Genomic DNA, 19,456 nt, shown 5'->3' with positions numbered 1-19,456 from the left:
TTTTTGGACAAATGTATATCATAAAAGTAAAAGGCATTGCCAAAATACCAGATTACGTACAATTAAGAGATGAAAAATTTACACTCTTAGCCTACTTTAGAGTAGATCGTCCTGATAAATCATTAGATAAATTAGGTTTAGGTGATAAACAAGATTACATTATGAACATTATTAATGATTTGCCTTTTGGGCAGGTTACTAAACTAGATATTTAACATGGCAGAAAACGTAGTTATCAACTTGCAAAAAGTAGATGTTTTTCAACAAAAACATTTAGTGCTCTCAAACGTAAATTTAGATATAGCCAAAGGCGAATTTGTCTTTTTAATTGGTCAAACAGGATCTGGAAAAAGCAGCTTGTTAAAGATAATTTATGGCGATTTGCATATAGGCAATGGAGCTGGCGCAGTTGCTGGTTTCGACCTTAAAAACCTTGCTGATAAAGATGTTCCATATTTACGCAGAAAATTAGGTATCGTTTTTCAAGATTTCCAATTGCTAAGCGATAGAACAGTTGAGCAGAATTTAGAATTTGTATTAAAAGCTACAGGTTGGAACGATAAGAACCTAATTAACGAACGTATTAAAGATGTTTTAGAAAAAGTAGGTTTACGTTCTAAAATTAAAAAAATGCCTCATGAAATTTCTGGCGGCGAGCAGCAACGTGTGGTAATTGCTAGAGCACTATTAAATAATCCAGAAATTATTTTAGCTGATGAACCTACTGGAAACTTAGATCCAGATACATCTGAAGAAATTGTATTGTTATTAAAACAAATTAGCCAAAGTGGAACTGCTGTTTTAATGGCAACTCATGATTATCATATCATCCGTACCTTCCCTTCTCGAATTATAAAATGTGAAGGTGGTGTAGTGCATGAAGATGCGCAAATTGCTTAGTCATTTCTGACAAAATATTATATTTCAGCCATTCTGTTCAGTTATTGTTTAGTTAAACTGACAGCATGGCTGATTTTTGTTATTGGCAAAACTTTTGAGTTTCAACACAAAAAACACGAATACAAAACATGTTTAATAAGAAGAAAAAGGAAGAAGAACCGATTATAGAGAATAATCAGACTGAGCAAGAAATAGTTGATGTACAAACCGAAGGCACAGAAGCTGCACCGGTAGAACCTGTTATCGAACTTTCGCCAGAAGAGAAATTAAAACAAGAAAACAGCGAGTTAAACGATAAATATCTGCGTTTATTTGCTGAGTTTGACAATTACAAACGCAGAACTCAAAAAGAGCGCGTAGAATTATTGCAAACTGCTGGTAAAGATGTAGTTGTTTCTCTTTTACCTGTTTTAGATGATTTTGAAAGAGCACTTAAAGCTACTGAAAATGCAACTGAAGTAAGCGCAATTCGTGAAGGAATTATGTTAGTACAAACTAAACTTAAAAGCATTTTAAACCAAAAAGGTTTAAAGGAAATGGAAAGTTTAAATACTGTTTTCAATACTGATATACATGAAGCAATTACTAAAATACCTGCGCCTAGCGATGATTTAAAAGGTAAAGTGGTTGATGAATTAGAAAAAGGATATACATTAAACGACAAAGTTATTCGCTTTGCCAAAGTGGTAGTAGGTAGTTAAATAATGAGCAAAAGAGATTTTTACGATATACTTGGCGTTACCAAAAGCGCATCGGCGGAAGAAATTAAAAAAGCTTACCGCAAGCTGGCTATCAAGTATCACCCAGACAAGAACCCTGACGATAAAGCTGCAGAAGACAAATTTAAAGAAGCAGCAGAAGCTTATGAGGTTTTAAGTAACCCTGAGAAAAAACAACGTTATGATCAATATGGTCATGCCGGTGTGGGAGGTGCTGCAGGTGGTGGCGGTGGCTATGGCGGCGGCGGCATGAACATGGAAGATATCTTTAGTCAATTTGGAGATATTTTCGGTGGTGGCGGCGGTAGTCCTTTTGATAGCTTTTTTGGCGGTGGTGGTCAATCTCGTGGTGGCGGCGGACGTAGGGTTGCAAAAGGAAGCAATTTGCGTATCAAAGTAAAACTAACACTTGAAGAAATTGCTAATGGTGCAGAGAAGAAAATCAAGGTTAATAAACAAATCACTTGTAAAACTTGTGATGGATCTGGAGCAAAAGATAAAGGTTCTGTAAGCACTTGTAAAACTTGTGGTGGTAGTGGCGCTGTACGTAGGGTTACGAATACCATTTTAGGTCAAATGCAAACTACTGCAACTTGCCCTACTTGTCATGGCAGTGGTCAGCAAATCACAGCAAAATGTGGCGCTTGTCATGGTGAAGGAACTGTTCGTGGTGAAGAAACAATTACCATTAATATTCCGGCAGGCGTAAGTGAAGGCATGCAATTAAGCATGGCTGGAAAAGGTAATGCAGCACCAAATGGAGGTGTACCAGGAGATTTAATCATCTTAATTGAAGAATTACCTCACGATACATTAAAACGTGAAGGAAACAATATTGTTTACGATTTACATGTAAGTATTGTTGACGCCGCGTTAGGTTATAGTGCAGAAGTGCCTACAATTGATGGAAAAGCTAAAATTAAAATTGAAGCCGGAACTCAAAGTGGCAAATTGCTGCGTTTAAAAGGCAAAGGTATTCCAGAAGTTAATTCTTATCATAGAGGCGATCAAATTATACATGTAAACATTTGGACACCTAAAGTTTTAAATGCTGAAGAAAGAGCAATTTTAGAAAAGCTAAAAGACTCTCCGAATTTCAAACCACAACCTGGTAAAAATGACAAGAGCTTCTTCGATAAAATGAAAGAATATTTCGAATAAAAATTAATAAAAAACAAAAAAACCGGTGCAAATTGCATCGGTTTTTTTGTTTTACGTCTATTATAATTGCAAGGCTTGGCAAACTCCCTCTACTAAGTTTGCTTTCGCCCTACAATTAAATATTTAAATGGTATATAGTTAATCCCAAATCAGTAGCTATTTTACCAGTATCTTTTGGCGCTTCCTTTTTGTCTATCAATACTTTTTCTACTTTGTTTAAGTTGGAACTTACTTGTAAATTAATTTCATAAGGAAGTTGGTTTCCTAACTTCAAATAAAAAGTATGATCAATCGATTTGGCTAATATTGCAATCTCTTGTGATAATAATTGATGGTAATTAAACTTTTCAGCATTAAAAGTTATAGGCGGGCGTATCGAAAAATTGATTTGTTTAATATTACCATTAGCATCTTTAGCATACAGTTGAATTTGGTTCTGCGCAAATGAGCCTGTAACATTCGAATTCAACAAATCATTTCCTGCAGCATTCTTTACAACTAAATTTAAATATCCTGTTGATACTGGAGAACAAGCACAAACTGGTTGATCTATTATTTTTTTGCATCCTAGGTTTACAATAAATACGATTGCAAAAGCAATTATAAATTTTTTCATACTATAGTTTGTTTTTAGTTGTGGTTTGTTATTAGGTTTATAATGCTATACGAGCAAACATTAGTATTCGCTACAATTTCTAAAAAATAAATTCATAACTAACTTCAGTTTGAAACATGGCGTCGCCCATCAGCTTAAACATTTATACAAAAACTTGTTAAAGTCAAAAGGATTGTCTTAAAATTATACATATAAACATTTGGCACCTAATCTTTAAATGCTGGCAAAAGAACAATTTAGAAAAGCTAAAAGCCTCTCTCAATTTCAAACTTCAACCTGGTAAAAACGACAAGAGCTTCTTTTATAAAATGAAAGAATATTTTGAATTAGAATCCGTTAAAAAGAAAATCCCGAAAGTTTCAGCCAACGGGATTTTTTTTTGAAAAGAGAATGATCCTTGGTTATTTATTTTTCTTGAACTTTTCTTGGTTACTGACTTCATTTTTTAAGGCCAATAAAATACGTTCTTCAAAAGGTTTTAAATCAATAACAAATGATTTAGAAGCTAATGGAATTTCATTCGCAGTTTTCACAGTCTGTGTATAACCACCAGATGACATATAAAACCTATCTGCAAACTTAGCCGAAACACCTTGCTCAAAATCTATACGTTGTCCTACTTTACCATCAGTATTAGAAAAACTAACTTTATTAAAATTTATCCATTTTCCAGTGGCCGCTTCTTTTCCCCAAGCATTGTAATAATATGCTTCACGACGCAATTGCCCATTGGTATAACCAAAATTTTCTAAAAAAGAGTAAAATCCATCAAACATTCGATGTTCTTTCGGCGCTCTCCAGGTCGCAACATAATTCCAAGCTTGTCCTTCCAATTTATACCAAGCAGATAACAATACTGAATTGTTATCCAGCGCTTTTACATTCATAATAAATTTAATTGGCTCGCCGGTTTTCCAACCTGCTGTTTTCACATAAGATTGTCCTCCTGTACCCTCATTACCAAAACTATTTATCATTGTTGTTTTGCCTTTATCAACAAACGAAACAAAATCTTGCTTAGTAATGGATTTATCATTTTCAGCATCCTTACTATCCCATACAGAAAACAATACTCTTCTTTCTGTAGTAGAATTGGTTTGTATGCCCATGTAACCACGATAAAAGCCCAAACTCATGTAATAAGTTGCCAAGGGATCTCCGCCTTTTGGCACTAAAATCTCTTGATAAATCCAATTGTAAGCTTTCGTTGTTGGTGCAGTTGTACTGAAACTTAAGTGCACTGAGGGTGAAGATTGGTAATCAGTTTGATTTACTTGCCCATTTGACTTAAGTGACTTAAATACTAATGAGTTAATTTTAATAGCACCTTCTGGATTTGAAATGGGCCTTAGTTCATATCTGAAATATCCGGTATTAGGAACCACGATATTAGCGACAAATAAACTATCTGATTTACCCGTACCTTTGAAGATTAGTTTTTTCTTCAAGTTTTTGAAACCTACCATAGGATATGTTGGTGTAACAGTAAGCTCAAATTCCAAAGTCTTGTCCTTATCTACAATATCGTTAAAGGAAAAATCATAGCTCCCAGTTGTTTGGTAGAGATACCAAACCACACTTTTATTTTGGTCTCGCCAATTAGATACTATTCCCTTATCTTCAGGATAACCTACCGGAATAGAAACTCCAGGCCATCCAGGTACAAAAGGTGTGGCATACGCCTTATTTGCCGGAATAATAAATACTTGATTTTGTTGCGCAAAGCTATCATTAGATAAAATAAGTAGGGCAATAAATAAACTTAAAATTGGTTTCATTTTTTGTTAATTATGTATTTAGCAAAATAACAGATTATTAAATTTTAAAAGGTATGCTTTTGATAGCATACACAAACGTTTGCGTAACCTTTCTCTGAAAAAAACAACTATTTTAAGCCATCAATTCTAATTCTTCAAAACAGTAATATTTTAATCAACCTCGCATCTTATTTATTAAGAATATTAAATTTAAAAGCTATGCTTTTGGCAAGCAGACACAAACGTTTGTGTAAACTTTCCCAAAAACAACTGTTTATTTAAATAATCAATCCTAATTCTTCAAAAACAGTAACATTTTAATCAACCTTGCATCTTATATTTACTAAACTCAAAACAACATTATAAATGCTCAGCGTAAAAAATATTGTAAAGCAATATGCCACGCACCGTGCTTTAGACCAAGTTAGCTTGGAAGTAGAAAGCGGAAAGATATTTGGTCTCTTGGGTCCGAATGGTGCAGGCAAAACCTCTTTAATTAGAATTATTACTCAAATTACCGCTCCAGATAGTGGCGAAGTGCTTTTCAATGGCGAACGTTTAAACAGCAACCATATTTCACAAATTGGTTATTTACCAGAAGAACGTGGTTTGTATAAAAAAATGGAAATTGGCGAACAGGTCTTATATCTATCTAAATTGAAAGGATTAAGCACTGCTGAAGCTACCAAGCGCATTAAATTTTGGTTCGAGAAACTAGAAATGGAAAATTGGTGGAGTAAGAAGGTGGAGGATTTGAGTAAAGGAATGCAGCAAAAAGTTCAGTTTGTGGCAACCGTTTTACATCAGCCTGAACTAATCATCTTAGATGAACCTTTCTCTGGTTTCGACCCTGTAAATGCAGATATTATTAAGAACGAAATCTTAGAATTGAATAAACAAGGTGCAACTTTTATTTTCTCTACCCATAGAATGGAAAGTGTGGAAGAACTTTGTGATCATATTGCTTTAATTGATCGTTCTAAGAAAATTTTAGATGGTAGCGTTGATGAAATTAAATCAACTTATCGCAACAATACTTATTGGATTGAATACGAAGGCGACTACGAAACAGCTAATGCAAAAGAAATTTTTAATGTTTTACAAGCTGAAAATATAAAAGGTAAAACACTCCTTAAAATTCAATTGCAAGAACATAAAACAGCAAATGAAGTGTTATCAGCCTTGTTGCCTTATGTGGCAATTCATCGCCTTGATGAGGTAATACCAACCATGAATGATATTTTTATTGACAAAGTTAAAAGACAAGATTATGAATAAGGTTTTACTCATTATAAGAAGAGAATATTTATCGAGAGTGAAGAAAAAATCATTCATCATCATGACTTTTTTAACTCCACTTTTAATAGCTGGAATTTACGGTTTAATTGGTTATTTCACTTACAAAGGCATAAAAGATACACATGATAAAATTGCCGTAGTTAGCACCAATAAAACATTAACAGATAAACTAGTTACTGATAAAAACATTGAATATAAATATGTAGATCAGGCATTAGATGTGATGAAAAAATCACTAAAAAAATCAGATTATGATTATGTCTTATACTTACCAGAATTTAAGTTAGAAGATCCAAAAGGCATTGAACTCTTTGGTGAAAAACAAGCTGGATTGTCATTAAATGGACGCATTTCTAGAGATATTGAAGAATTAATTCGCAATCAGAAATTAAAGGAATCTGGCATTTCGCAAAATGATCTGGATCAGTTGAAAACATCCGTTAACATTGAAACTAAAAAAATAGCAGCAGAAACTGGAAAGGAAGAATCCAGCAGCGCAGGAGCAAGTACAATTATTGCTTTTATTGCTGGTATTTTAATGTTTATGTTCATTATGCTGTATGGGATCCAAGTGATGCGTGGTGTAATTGAAGAAAAAACAAGCAGAATTATTGAGGTGATGATTTCTTCTGTAAAACCATTTCAGTTGATGATGGGAAAAATTATCGGTATTGCACTGGTTGGACTTACCCAATTTATATTATGGATTGTTTTAACATTTACCATAAGTACAATTGCTGCTACGGTTTTGATTGATAAAGCTGATGTTAAAAAGATAACTACAAGTGCAGAGGGCAACCAAATTGCAAAAGGAACAGAAGTAGTTACACAAACTCAAGGACCAATAGGAGACATACAAAAAAACTTGGCAGGATTAGATTTTGGCAAAATTATTTCGGTATTTGTTTTCTTCTTTTTAGGAGGATATTTGTTTTATAGCGCCCTCTATGCTGCCATTGGCTCTGCTGTTGATAGCGAAACCGAAACACAGCAATTTATGATGCCGGTAATGATGCCACTCCTCTTAGGCTATGCTTTATCTTTGAGTGTGGTTACCAATGATCCGTATGGCAATGTAGCTTTTTGGCTTTCAATGATACCATTCACCTCTCCTATTGCCATGGTTGTACGTATGCCTTATGGCGTACCTGGTTGGGAATTGGCTTTATCAATGACCATTTTAATTATTGGTTTTATTGGAACCGTTTGGGTTGCAAGTAGAATTTACCGCGTTGGTATTTTAATGTACGGTAAGAAAACTACTTTTAAAGAAATGTTTAAGTGGTTTACTTATAAAAATTAAACGCTTTTAACACTGAGAAAAAGAGAAAATCATAGAGAACACAGTAAATTAACCACCAAGACACCTAGGAAAACCAAAGATTTATAGCTAAGGTTCCCGTTGGTTTTCTTTGGTGGTTTACACAATACTCCATTCTTATATGTTCTTATACTTCTTAGATGGTAAATTCTAAAATATGCAAAAAGCAATAATAATAGGTGCTACATCTGGTATTGGAAAAGCTTTAGCTTTACTACTGGCAGATAATGGCTATAAAGTTGGAATCACTGGTCGCAGAGAAAATCTACTGGCAAAATTAGACAATGAAAAACCTGATAGTTTTTGCTATTTAGCTTTCGATATTACCGCCGAAAACCTAAAAGAAAACCTAAATACCATAACGGAAAAATTAGGCGGATTAGACTTATTGATTTATAGCTCGGGTGTTGGAGAATTAAATGCAGATTTAAAAATAGAATTAGAATTACCTGCAGTAGATGTAAATGTAGTGGCTTTTAACAAAGTAATGGTTTGGGCTTATCAATATTTCGCACAACAACAAAGTGGGCAAATTGCAGTAATAAGTTCTATTGCTGGATTAAGGGGTGGTGCTGCAGCGCCTGCTTACAACGCTAGTAAAGCTTACCAAATTAATTATTTAGAAGGATTAAGACAAAAAGCCAAGCAACAGAAGCTAGTGCTTACCATTACAGATATTAGACCAGGTTTTGTAGATACCGCAATGGCTAAAGGTGAAGGAAAGTTTTGGGTAGCAAAACCTGAAAAAGCTGCAACTCAAATTCATAATGCAATTAAAGCTAAAAAAACCGTTATATATGTAACCAGGAGATGGCGAATTATCGCCTGGTTCTTAAAAATATTACCCCGCTTTTTATACGAAAGAATAAGATGAAAATAGCCGCAATTGACTTAGGAACAAACACTTTCCATTTAGTTATCGCTGAACAGAACGGGCCTGAACTGCAAATAATTTACAAAACCAATAAGCCAGTAAAACTAGGTGAAGACATTACAAAGGATAATTTGATTATTCCATCAGCCTTTAATAGAGGTATAACATGTTTACAAGAGTTTAAAGCTGAGCTTGATAAACATAATATCGATATTGTAAAAGCAACAGCTACCTCTGGTGTTCGTAGCGCAACAAATGGCCAAGATTTTGTTAGTGCTGCAAATGAACAAGCAGGTATTGAAATAGATATTATTGATGGAGACGAAGAAGCTCAATTTATTTATGATGGTGTAAAATTGAGTGGAGCCATTACTAGCAAATCTTTAATTATGGATATTGGTGGTGGTAGCACCGAATTTATTATATGTGACGAAGAAGAGTTAATATGGAAGAAAAGTTATAATATTGGTGCAGCGAGGCTCATGCAGCGCTTCTTTAAATCAGATCCCCTTAATGAGATTGATAAACAAAAAATTCTTGATCATATAGAAAATGAGCTTAAAGCACTTCGCATCATTTGTGAAGAATATCAACCTGAAACCTTAATTGGTTCTGCAGGCGCTTTTGAAACATTTATTCAAATGATTTCTCCAACCATAGCTATTAAAGAAATTAGCACAGCTGATATTTCTTTGCCAGAATATGAGAAACTAGCCAATCTGTTAATTAATTCATCCCATCAGGAACGGGAACTAATGGACAATCTTATTCCACTTCGAGTAGATATGATTGTAATGGCAAGTTTATTAACCAATTATGTGTTACAAGAGTTCGGAATTAAAAAAATTAAACTATCTACTTATGATCTGAAAATGGGAGTTTTACACAGTTTGAGAAGTTAGACTATATAAATTAAAGAGGTCAGACTGACAATTGTGTTACTTCAAATCGCTTAATGCTTGATATAATTTTTCTGTTGGCAAGCCCATAACATTGGTATAAGAGCCATGAATTCGCTCTACTACTACTAACCCCCACCAATCTTGTACACCATAACTTCCAGCTTTGTCAAATGGTTTATAATTATCTATGTAGAAATCAATTTCTTCAGCAGTAACTTCTCTACAAAACACTTCAGATAAATCATAAAAACTTACCGTACGGTTATTTTTAATCAAAGTTACCCCAGTATAAACTTCATGCTTACGACCAGAAAGTTTACTTAACATTTCTTGTGCATGAACTTTATCATTTGGCTTACCTAAAATCTCTCCATCTAAAGCAACAATAGTATCTGCTGTAATTACAATTTGATTTTCTGTAGCTGTAAAAGCTGTTGCTTTCTTCTCAGCTATATATATGGCAATCTCAGCAGGGCTTAAACCATCAGGGTAACTTTCATCAATATCTTTAAGTTCAATGGTAAAATCTAAACCCATTAGCTTCATTAATTCCTGTCTGCGGGGTGATTTTGAGGCTAAAATTATCGGGAATTCCTGCTTATACATAATTGAATTTAAATTTGTGCTAAAATAACAAAAGCGACCGAAAAGTCGCTTTTGTTATTTATAAATTGTGCTTAATTATTGACCACCGCCAGCTTGACGCTCTTTCATTGCTTTTTCTCTAGCAGCTTTAACCTCATCTTGCCAAGTTTTGTAAGCTTTTTTCTGATCTTCAGTTAAAAGTGCAGTGATTTTAGTATCAGTATCAGTGTTCATTTTTTGAAATTTCGCCATCATTGCCTGTCTATCACCTCCACCAGCTTGAGCTTCTTCACGAGCTTTTTTCATTTCATCAGCCGCTGCTGTATAAACTGCAGTAACTTTAGTTTTTTGATCGTCAGTTAATTTAACTTTTTCGTCTAATTGTTTAACTCTCTCTTCTGGAGTAGCCATCATTCTACGTTGACCGCCCTGACCACCACCTTGTTGCGCATTAGCGAAAGATACTGTAGCGAATAATAATCCGCAGATAATCATTAATTTTTTCATAATTTTTTCTTTTGTTGTTTTTGATTTTACGTGTTTTTGAATCCCTTAGGTTTATTAGAGATTTCTGGTGTTATTTATGGTTCTTAGAACGTAAAAATATCAGAAAGTTTAATTGATTGCGGTAACTTAATTGTTGCAATTTTAAGTAGTTATAACACAACGGTATAAAGCAATTTATTTGCTAGAAATAGCAGCATCTGGATTAAGATCGAACCATTTTTGCTGAACCTTAAGTACTTTTTCAATTACATCTCTCACAGCGGTATCGCCACCTCTTTTAGGCGAAATGTAATGTGATATTTGTTTAATTTCATCAACGGCATCAATTGGGCAAGTGGCAATGCCAACCAATTTCATTACATAATAATCAGGCATATCATCGCCCATATATAAAACCTGATCAGGAGAAATGTTATTTTCCTTTAAGTAGCTTTCAAAAACTTCAACTTTATCGCTTACTCGCAAAAAAACATCAGGCAAACCCAAGTTTTCAAAACGTTTAGTAGTTGCAGCTCCTCCACTGCCAGAAATGATACATATTTTGTAACCCTTTTTTAAAGCCAATTGCAAAGCGTAACCATCTTTAATGTTAAAGGTACGCAGCAAATCACCAGATTCTGAAGCAATAGCAGTTCCATCAGTTAAAACGCCATCAACATCAAAAATGAATGTGGTAATATTTTTAAGTTTTTCTAGAAACATAGAGACTAAGGTTGAAAGTTAAGGTATTATTTAACTTAATCTTGATTATCTCTCCACTCGTATACCCATGCAGATTGAATTTGCTCTAGATGACCTTCATTACTTTCTTCTCTAGTGCCTTTAAAATTAGGAAGTTCAAGTACCCATTCTAATAATTCTGTAAATCTGATGCGGTATATCTTAGATTCACCAAATTCATTACCAAATTTCTCATAGAGCTCTTGAGCAATATCTTCGTGGTCGTTCCAGTAAATTGGTAAAGCAAATTTATCGTTGTTCATAATTTTTGTTGTAAGGTTGAAATGTTAACTGGTAATTGAAAACTGCAAACTGAACTAGTGTCCTAAAAATTCTGATTGATCTGGAATAGTTACTTCAATATCACCATCTAAAATTACACATTGACATGCTAAACGAGAGGTAATACGAGGCCTAACGGCTCTATCAATAAAATCCTCCTCTTTATCAGAAATTTCTTGAATGTTGTCCATCCCTTTGTTCACATAAATATGGCAAGTACTACATCCGCAAACTCCGCCACAATTGTGCTGTAGCTCTATTCCATTGTCTAAGCAAATATCTAAAACATCTTCTCCAGCAGCAATGGGTAGTTCCACAGGCAATTTACCGGCTTCTTCAAAATTTATTTTTAATTTAAAAATACTCATAATTCGTTGCAAAAGTAAGGAGCTAAAACGGCAATATTACAATTATCTCGTTTTTTTAATGCTCTCACTTAAAGTTTTATAAATCTCTAGCAATTCGGGTTGATTTTTTAACAACTCTTCATGCTTTTCTATTGTCTCTTTATCCTCTCTAATTGCAGGTCCAGTTTGTACCTCAGCTGGTAATGCATTTTGTACCTTGTTAGCTGTTTCAGCAATTAAGGGTCTAATGATATCAAATGCTAATTCATTTGCTTTTAAAATTTCATCAGCCATTGCGTACAAATGATTGGTAAAATTACAGGCAAAAACCGCAGCCAAATGCAAAATTTTTCTTTTTTCACTGCTAACTTCTAGCACATTGTTACTTAATCTACTGGCAACATCTTTTAAAATGGCTAGTGTTTTTCCATCATTTGCTTCTAAACAAAGTGGAATATTTGAAAAGTCTACTTCTTTATTTTTTGAAAAAGTCTGTAAAGGATAAAATACCCCATAAGCTGTTAAATCTACAAATACATCAATATTTACCGAGCCAGATGTATGTACAATTATGCCTTTACATAAGCTTAAGTGCTTTACCAGCTCTGCAATTGCATCATCCTTAACAGAAATTAAATAGATATCAGCATCATTATCAAGTTCAGCTAAATCCTTAACTGCAATGGCATTAATTTCATTAGCTAATAACAGTGCATTTTCATAATGATAAGACCAAACTTGTGAAATCTGCACATTTACGGCTTTTAAGGCCTTCGCAATATGTGTAGCTACATTTCCGGCACCTATAATTACAACTTTCATCTTTAGCTCGTGGTCAGTTCTTTTCTTCTTCTAAAAATAGAGATTACAAAACCAACAACCATTACAATAGTACCAACCCAATATAAATTGATATAAGGAAATTCTATCGATTTAAATACTAGCCAATCTTTTGCTTGTTGAGGTTTTTCGTAGATCTGAATTTCAAATTCACCTTGTTCTGGGATAATTTTAGTAAATCTCACTCTCAACCCTAACTCTTCAATTTTTCTTGCAAAATCGAAAGTATTGTTCCCTTTAACCATAAATAATGGCTCAGCTTTATAAATTTTGCCACTCACATTTACTTCCAGTGGTAATGCAACAGCTAAATCGCCTGGTGCTAAAGTTAAATCTTTAACAACTGGTTTGCTATTTAAGGCGCCAACTGTTAAAACTCCGCTACTAACGTGAATGGTATCACCAACTTTAACGTTTAATATTCTTGGCGCTTTATAATTTTCTTCTTCCGAATGACCTTCATGGTCACCATGTTCTTCTTTTTTACTTGCCGCTTGAGTGATGTGGGTATAAATATCAGAAGTTAAATAATGTTTGGTATCAGGAGAAGCGATTAAGCCCATTTTTTCATTTTCCTGAATGCTAGGGTTTAAATCAAAATCTTCCTTTATTTTACCCGCGGCATCAATTACCTTAAAATTAAGTTTGTAAAAAGTATTTGGTGCTACTATAGTATCACTTACATAAGTTATAGTGTACTTACCCATTTTTTTAGGTTCGTTTTTATACAACATAATGTTTTCACCAGGTTTGGCAAATTTTTCAAAATCCTTAACAGGAATAAACTTAGATGCGTTAATAGAGATTGGATTACTAGTTGCTGCAGCAACCAATGCTCCTAACAATAAAACTGCAAAACCAATATGCGCTACTGCAGAGCCTAACATTTTATTGCTCTTACTAAATACACCACCCAATAACCTTGCATTAGATAATATAGCAAACAAACAGCTAAAAGTTAAAATAATATATAATAAATTGGTATAAACCCCAGTTAGCCAAACAAAGCCAGCAGTTAAAACTAGTGCAAATACTACAGAAGAAACTAAGCTGCTATAAAACTTACGAGGTTCGGTTCTCTTGTATTTTAAAAACTGAGAGAAACCAGAAATTAATGTAACGAACACCGCAAATACCGCTTGCCACTTGTTATAATATTGCATAGGATTTTGCAATACTTTAGAGGTACCGAATGCTTTGTTGAAAACTGGATATGAAGTAGTTACTATAACCTGAATACAAGCTACAGTTAAAACTAATGCGCCAATAAACATCCAAAATTCACGAGAATAAGTTTCCTCATCTTTATTCGTAATAGGTAAGCTACGCCAACGAGTTGCTACAAAATAAACAGACAGGATTAAGAATGCAATGATAAAAATGATCAATTGGCCCGACATCCCTAAATCTGTAAATGAGTGTACAGATGTATCACCTAAAATTCCGCTTCGTGTTAAAAATGATGCGTATAAAACTAAAAGGAAACTAATTAGAATAAGTGCAATTGCTGTAAAGTATGCGTGACCAGTATTTTTGAAAACTATTAATACGTGAACACCAGCAATTAATGTTAACCAAGGAATAATAGAAGCATTTTCTACTGGGTCCCATGCCCAAAAGCCGCCAAAGTTTAGCGCCTCATAAGCCCAAAAAGATCCCATTATAATTCCTGCTCCCAAAATCATTACAGCGAACAAAGCCCAAGGTAAAACCGGTTTAACCCAATCTTTAAAACGTCTTTGCCAAAGCGCAGTAATTGCATAAGCAAAAGGAACAATCATACTAGCAAAGCCTAAAAATAACGTTGGTGGATGTATAACCATCCAATAATTTTGCAATAATGGATTTAAACCTTTACCATCAACAATAAACTTAAGGTAGTTTTTAAAATTCTCAGGATCATTAAAAACTACTGGCGCATACTCTTTTAAATTAACTGCCTCTCTTAACAGGATAAATGGCGAACTACCAACATGGGCACCAAAAATTTCTACACCTAGTAACATGGAGGTTAAAAAAACCTGCGAAAATGCTATTACAGTCATTACGCCATTTTCCCAAGTTTTGGCTTTCCAAATTAATATAGCTCCTAAAATTGATTGCCAAAAAGCCCATAACCAAAAACTGCCCTCTTGTCCTTCCCAAAAGGCAGAAACAATATAATAAACAGGCAACTCTTTAGATGAGTGATTGTAAACGTAATTATACTCGTTGTAATGATTTAAGATCAAATAAAAGAGTGTAGCTCCAATCCCAATAATACTTGCAACATTGATTATAAAGCCTGCTCTACCAATGTTAGTCCAAGATTTATCTTCTAAATTTTTGTTTTTAGTTGCAAAGAAATAAGCAATAGTAGAAAGTAAAGAGGCCGAAAATGCCAATACAATAAGAAACTGACCTATTTTACCAGGAAGGAGGTTTTCTCCGTAAAATTGAATATCCATTAAGATTTTTTGACTTGAGTTACTGTTCCATCTTGATTAACTTCAACCATATTGTCGTTGTATTTAGAAGGGCATTTCATTAATATTTTGGATGCATAAAAGGTGTCATTTTTCATTTCACCGATAATCACCAGTTTTTCAGAACGTTCAAAGTCTTGTGGTTTTGAACCATTTAGCACAACTTTATTTACTTTTCCTTTTTCATCTTTCATAAAAAAAGCAAAGTGATTTGGGTCTTTAAGTGCATCGTAATGCATACCCTTATTTTTTTCCCAATGGCCAATAACATGTTCTTCTTTATTAGATGATGATGCTTGTGTAAAGTTAGAATATGAAGCAGTTTCTGCATTTAAGCTTACCAAAAGACCAATACAGATGGCAATTGTGATTAAACCGATTATAGCACTTTTTCTCATGTTGGTTTGAATTGAAAAATCTTGACAACAAAGATAAAAAAACTAGGCGTAGCTAAGGCAATTTGGCACGTTTGTAATGCGTATCATGACAATTAATTGATAGTTCTGATTGAAAATGTTCAATAGTCATCTGTTCATTAGTTCATTTACTAATATCATTGGTTGATTTGTCATTGGTTCATTAGTTCAGCTGCAAAAAAAGAACTCATGAACTAGAAAATTAAAGTCATCCGATGAATATAAACTTTGCAAACCCAATGAACTAATTATTTATACTCATCTTTTAAAAGTTCTGGAAAAGCTTTTCTTAATTTTTCAACTTTTGGCCCACAGACATTAGCAACGTAGGCGCTTGATGGATTTAGTTTATAATAGTTTTGGTGATAGGCTTCAGCTGGATAAAAAATATCAAATGCCTTTATTTCTGTTACCACAGGTTCTAGGTGCAATCCAGACCTATTAAATTTTAAAATAGCTTCTTCTATTTTCTTTTTTTCCTCTGCATTGTTGTAAAAAGCTACTGAACGATAACTTGTACCAATATCTGGTCCTTGCCTATTCAATTGCGTTGGATCATGCATAGTGAAAAAGGCAGCTAACAATTGCTCAAAACTAATGGTATTTGGATCATAGATTACCTGTACAGCTTCTGCATGCCCAGTTTGTTCTGCACTAACCTCTTCATAAGTAGGATCTTTTTTTGCCCCCCCAGCATAACCACTTGTAGATTTAATTACACCTTTAAGCTCAATAAAGCCTTCCTGCATGCCCCAAAAACATCCACCCGCAAAAGTTGCAATTTCTTGCCCCACTTTAGCTTTTGGCAATGCAGTTTTAACTTTTTGGTCGCCATTATTGCAAGAAGTGAAAACAATTAATGTAAATAAAAATCCGATTATACTTTTCATATTACAATATACGCAGTTAAAAGAGTTTTGTTTTTAGGGATTTGTCATCACTTCATAATTATTTGAAGCGCAATAGCTGTACTTAAATGAATGGCAGTCCAACTTTCCGCTAAATCTTTTACCTCTAAAGGGGGCTTGGTAAAAAGTATACCGCTGCAATTTGGGCTATCTAACTTGGGCTTGTGCTAATAAAACCCCTCATAGTTGTACAACCCATTGTTTGTAAACCTGATTGAAATGTAAATCCTTTTTTGGAACAAAAAAGATTGTAATGGAAAGCAAGGCTACGCTTTCAAATGAAATGCTGGATTAGCTTTTCAAAAAAAATCCCTGCAATTATAAAACTACAGGGATTTTTATGTTATTAATCCTTCGATAAGCTAAGGATGACATATTATTAAGGCCAGATACCTAAGTTCATGTAAGAAACAGCAATTTTATCGATTGAATTTACAAAAGCTGCAGTTCTTAAAGTTTTTACTTGAGGTTTGTTAAGCCAAGTTTCTCTAATTTCTCTGTAAGAGTGAATCATAGTATCTTCTAAACCAGAGTTTACCAATTCCATTTCAGACGCTCCTTTAACAATCATTAAACGGTTTTCTGCTGGGATTTGTTTACCAGTTAAACTTTCTAAAGTATTAATCAAGTTTGCATTTGAATTCTCAGCATAACGACTTTCCATACGCCCAAAAGCTACGTGAGAAAGATTTTTTAACCACTCGAAATAGGAAACAGTAACACCACCAGCATTACAATACATATCTGGAATAATCATTCCACCCATTTCTGTAAAGATTTCTTCAGCTTCTGGCGTACATGGACCGTTTGCACCTTCAGCAATAATTTTTGCTTTGATATTACGGATGTTTGCTTCAGTAATTTGATTTTCTAATGCAGCAGGAACTAAGATATCACAATCTTGCTCTAAACCTTCCATTGAATTTTTAAAATCAATAGCTCCAGGAAAACCTAAAATAGAACCAGTGTTTTTACGATGTGCAAAAACCTCATCTATGTTTAAGCCATTAGCATTGTAAATTGCACCTTCAAATTCGCAGATACCTACAATAATTGCCCCAAATTCTGCTAAGAACTTAGCTGAATGGTAGCCTACATTACCTAAACCTTGTACAATTACTCTTTTACCATCTAAACCAGCAGTTAAGCCAACTTTAGCCATATCTTCTGCAAAACTAACGCATTCACGTACAGCATAAGCAACACCACGACCAGTAGCTTCTTTTCTACCACGGATACCATGTAAAGCAATTGGCTTACCTGTTACACAGCCTAAAGCATCTAACTGACCTGGATTCATGGTCATATAAGTATCTGCAATCCAGCTCATTTCACGCTCACCTGATCCATAATCTGGAGCAGGAACATCAATACCAGGGCCAATAAAATTCTTTTTAATTAATTCTGTTGTATAACGACGAGTAATAGTTTCTAGCTCTGCAACAGAATAATTCTTTGGGTTGATACAAATTCCACCTTTGGCACCACCAAAAGGAACGTTCACAATAGCACATTTATAGGTCATTAAAGCTGCAAGTGCCATAACCTCGTCTTCATTAACCATTTCGCTGTAACGAATACCACCTTTAGTTGGACTCATGTGGTGTGAGTGTTCTACACGCCAAGCATCGATTACTTCGAAACCATTTCCTCTACGAATAGGGAATTGGAAACGGTATACACTGTTACATGCTTTAATTTGGGCCAATAAACCTTCGGGATGGTTGGTAAATTGTGCGGCACTATCAAAGTTCTTACAAACATCTTGAAAGAAACTTGTCTCGTTTGCTGTATTAGCCATTATTTGTTAGTTTTATAAATTGTAGTTATCTTTTTACGGATGCAAAATTGCATTAAAATACACCACTATTGCAAGTATAATTTTGCTTAGTGTATCATAAACACCTATTAAAAAGGCAAAAAGATTAGGCTTATGATGTTTAAAATTAGTTTTTGTCAGAAGATTTTTTTTCTAACATTTTTAATCTTTTGTCTAACGCAAAGAGATAGGCTAATAAACCAACTAAAATTAATACAATAACAGCAACTACAACATATATTTTCCCATTGCTACGTAAAGCATCGGCCATTTCTACATCATTGTTTTGTGCAAATAGACTTAGGGTAGTCATCAGCATCATTAAAGTAAAAGCGATCTTTCTCATATGGTTAAAGTTGTTTGTTTTCTAATGTTCTAATTCTAAAGCGGATAGTATAAATCCAATAACCAATAATAATCCAGCCTAAACATGCAGGATAAAAAACTGCACGCATCCTGCTATCTAAATCATAACTGTTGAAACCAGGGTTACCACCATTACCAGGGTGTAAGGAAGATTGTAATCGGGGTAACACAAAAAGTAAAACCACCATCATTGGGAAAGCGAAAATGTTATAAATAGCTGATATTTTAGCTCTTTTTTGCTCTTCATCTATTGCATTACGAAGCACTAAGTAAGCGAAATACAATAAAATTGATATGGCAGCAAAATTTTGCTTTGGATCGAAACTCCAATACTGACCCCATGTAAATTTAGCCCAGATGGCGCCAGTAACTAAACCTAAAACACCAAAAACAATACCTACGTTAATGCTTTCAACAGCTCTCAAGTCATCTGTTTCACTTTTTGAACTTAATGACTTTATACTATAAAAAACAGAGATAGAGAATAATACAATCATTGCAAACCACATTGGCACATGAAAATAAAGGTTCCTGATGGTTTCGTTTAAGATATCTAGATGCGGAACTCCTAACAATAAGCCAGCAATTGTAGTATAGATAACCAATATTGGTCCTAAAATTTTCCACCAAGTTTTACTCATATTGTTTATTT

General features: G+C 34.1%; 22 protein-coding genes. 8 read left to right on the top strand and 14 right to left on the bottom strand.

The features are described 5' to 3' along the window. Positions 1-11 precede the first annotated feature (11 nt). From FA048_RS14385 to dnaJ, 4 genes are all read left to right on the top strand, one after another. Positions 12-215 carry a fructose-6-phosphate aldolase gene (locus FA048_RS14385; RefSeq protein WP_136842290.1) on the top strand — a complete coding sequence of 68 codons (204 nt, stop codon included), beginning with the start codon at positions 12-14 and terminating at the stop codon, positions 213-215. Position 216: 1 nt separating this feature from the next. After that, the gene (locus tag FA048_RS14380) at positions 217-900 is read left to right on the top strand and encodes a cell division ATP-binding protein FtsE (protein ID WP_136842288.1); all 684 of its coding nucleotides are present in this window, start codon (positions 217-219) and stop codon (positions 898-900) included. 128 nt (positions 901-1,028) lie between these two features. Beyond that, positions 1,029-1,601, top strand: coding sequence for a nucleotide exchange factor GrpE (locus FA048_RS14375; RefSeq protein WP_136842286.1), 573 nt, complete (start codon positions 1,029-1,031; stop codon positions 1,599-1,601). A 3-nt stretch (positions 1,602-1,604) separates the two neighbouring features. Further along, positions 1,605-2,780: a molecular chaperone DnaJ gene (dnaJ, locus tag FA048_RS14370; protein ID WP_136842285.1), complete on the top strand. Its 1,176-nt coding sequence runs from the start codon at positions 1,605-1,607 to the stop codon at positions 2,778-2,780. Positions 2,781-2,895: 115 nt separating this feature from the next. Here dnaJ and FA048_RS14365 read toward each other — a convergent pair whose 3' ends face one another. Together FA048_RS14365 and FA048_RS14360 are read right to left on the bottom strand one after the other, a co-directional pair. Continuing rightward, complete coding sequence (locus FA048_RS14365) at positions 2,896-3,396, bottom strand: hypothetical protein (RefSeq protein ID WP_136842283.1); 501 nt, start codon at positions 3,394-3,396, stop codon at positions 2,896-2,898. A 401-nt stretch (positions 3,397-3,797) separates the two neighbouring features. Then, positions 3,798-5,174, bottom strand: a complete 1,377-nt coding sequence (locus FA048_RS14360; RefSeq protein WP_136842281.1) for a DUF3472 domain-containing protein — start codon at positions 5,172-5,174, stop codon at positions 3,798-3,800. Between the two features lie 345 nt (positions 5,175-5,519). Here FA048_RS14360 and FA048_RS14355 point away from each other — a divergent pair, with 345 nt between their 5' ends. The 4 genes from FA048_RS14355 to FA048_RS14340 all read left to right on the top strand — a co-directional run bounded on the left by FA048_RS14355 (position 5,520) and on the right by FA048_RS14340 (position 9,549). Then, positions 5,520-6,431: an ABC transporter ATP-binding protein gene (locus FA048_RS14355; RefSeq protein ID WP_136842279.1), complete on the top strand. Its 912-nt coding sequence runs from the start codon at positions 5,520-5,522 to the stop codon at positions 6,429-6,431. Next, positions 6,424-7,755 (top strand): ABC transporter permease, encoded by a 1,332-nt coding sequence (locus FA048_RS14350; protein ID WP_136842277.1) that lies wholly within the window; start codon positions 6,424-6,426, stop codon positions 7,753-7,755. The genes FA048_RS14355 and FA048_RS14350 overlap by 8 nt, the downstream gene beginning before the upstream one ends. A 175-nt stretch (positions 7,756-7,930) precedes the next feature. Next, positions 7,931-8,647 carry an SDR family NAD(P)-dependent oxidoreductase gene (locus FA048_RS14345; protein WP_136842275.1) on the top strand — a complete coding sequence of 239 codons (717 nt, stop codon included), beginning with the start codon at positions 7,931-7,933 and terminating at the stop codon, positions 8,645-8,647. Then, entirely contained in the window at positions 8,644-9,549 is a 906-nt protein-coding gene (locus tag FA048_RS14340; RefSeq protein ID WP_136842273.1) for a Ppx/GppA phosphatase family protein, read from the top strand. Before FA048_RS14345 ends, FA048_RS14340 begins: the two co-directional genes overlap by 4 nt. Positions 9,550-9,585: 36 nt before the next feature. Here FA048_RS14340 and FA048_RS14335 read toward each other — a convergent pair whose 3' ends face one another. From FA048_RS14335 to FA048_RS14280, 12 genes are all read right to left on the bottom strand, one after another. After that, on the bottom strand, positions 9,586-10,155 hold the full coding sequence (locus FA048_RS14335; protein WP_136842271.1) for a Maf family protein: 570 nt from the start codon (positions 10,153-10,155) through the stop codon (positions 9,586-9,588). 75 nt (positions 10,156-10,230) lie between these two features. Further along, on the bottom strand, positions 10,231-10,641 hold the full coding sequence (locus FA048_RS14330; RefSeq protein WP_136842269.1) for a hypothetical protein: 411 nt from the start codon (positions 10,639-10,641) through the stop codon (positions 10,231-10,233). A gap of 174 nt (positions 10,642-10,815) precedes the next feature. Further along, positions 10,816-11,343: a KdsC family phosphatase gene (locus tag FA048_RS14325; RefSeq protein ID WP_136842267.1), complete on the bottom strand. Its 528-nt coding sequence runs from the start codon at positions 11,341-11,343 to the stop codon at positions 10,816-10,818. Positions 11,344-11,378: 35 nt separating this feature from the next. Further along, positions 11,379-11,624 carry a Fe-S cluster assembly protein IscX gene (gene iscX / locus FA048_RS14320; RefSeq protein WP_136842265.1) on the bottom strand — a complete coding sequence of 82 codons (246 nt, stop codon included), beginning with the start codon at positions 11,622-11,624 and terminating at the stop codon, positions 11,379-11,381. 54 nt (positions 11,625-11,678) lie between these two features. Then, positions 11,679-12,011 (bottom strand): 2Fe-2S iron-sulfur cluster-binding protein, encoded by a 333-nt coding sequence (locus tag FA048_RS14315; protein ID WP_136842263.1) that lies wholly within the window; start codon positions 12,009-12,011, stop codon positions 11,679-11,681. A gap of 42 nt (positions 12,012-12,053) precedes the next feature. Next, on the bottom strand, positions 12,054-12,812 hold the full coding sequence (locus FA048_RS14310) for a Rossmann-like and DUF2520 domain-containing protein (RefSeq protein ID WP_136842261.1): 759 nt from the start codon (positions 12,810-12,812) through the stop codon (positions 12,054-12,056). Positions 12,813-12,814: 2 nt separating this feature from the next. Next, positions 12,815-15,277 (bottom strand): heme lyase CcmF/NrfE family subunit, encoded by a 2,463-nt coding sequence (locus FA048_RS14305; protein ID WP_136842260.1) that lies wholly within the window; start codon positions 15,275-15,277, stop codon positions 12,815-12,817. Next, a complete protein-coding gene (locus FA048_RS14300) occupies positions 15,277-15,693 on the bottom strand; it encodes a cytochrome c maturation protein CcmE domain-containing protein (protein ID WP_136842259.1) in 417 nt (138 codons plus the stop codon). The genes FA048_RS14305 and FA048_RS14300 overlap by 1 nt, the downstream gene beginning before the upstream one ends. 266 nt (positions 15,694-15,959) lie before the next feature. After that, positions 15,960-16,601, bottom strand: coding sequence for a peptide-methionine (S)-S-oxide reductase MsrA (gene msrA, locus FA048_RS14295; protein WP_136842258.1), 642 nt, complete (start codon positions 16,599-16,601; stop codon positions 15,960-15,962). 397 nt (positions 16,602-16,998) lie between these two features. Then, entirely contained in the window at positions 16,999-18,420 is a 1,422-nt protein-coding gene (locus FA048_RS14290; protein WP_136842257.1) for a Glu/Leu/Phe/Val family dehydrogenase, read from the bottom strand. 145 nt (positions 18,421-18,565) lie between these two features. Then, complete coding sequence (locus tag FA048_RS14285; protein WP_136842256.1) at positions 18,566-18,784, bottom strand: CcmD family protein; 219 nt, start codon at positions 18,782-18,784, stop codon at positions 18,566-18,568. 4 nt (positions 18,785-18,788) lie between these two features. After that, a complete protein-coding gene (locus FA048_RS14280) occupies positions 18,789-19,445 on the bottom strand; it encodes a cytochrome c biogenesis protein (protein ID WP_136842254.1) in 657 nt (218 codons plus the stop codon). Positions 19,446-19,456: the final 11 nt, after the last annotated feature.

Source organism: Pedobacter polaris (assembly GCF_005116505.1).
Classification (GTDB): Bacteria; Bacteroidota; Bacteroidia; order Sphingobacteriales; family Sphingobacteriaceae; genus Pedobacter; species Pedobacter polaris.
Note: the sequence above shows the minus strand (reverse complement) of the source record. Positions and strands in the feature narration are given on the sequence as shown.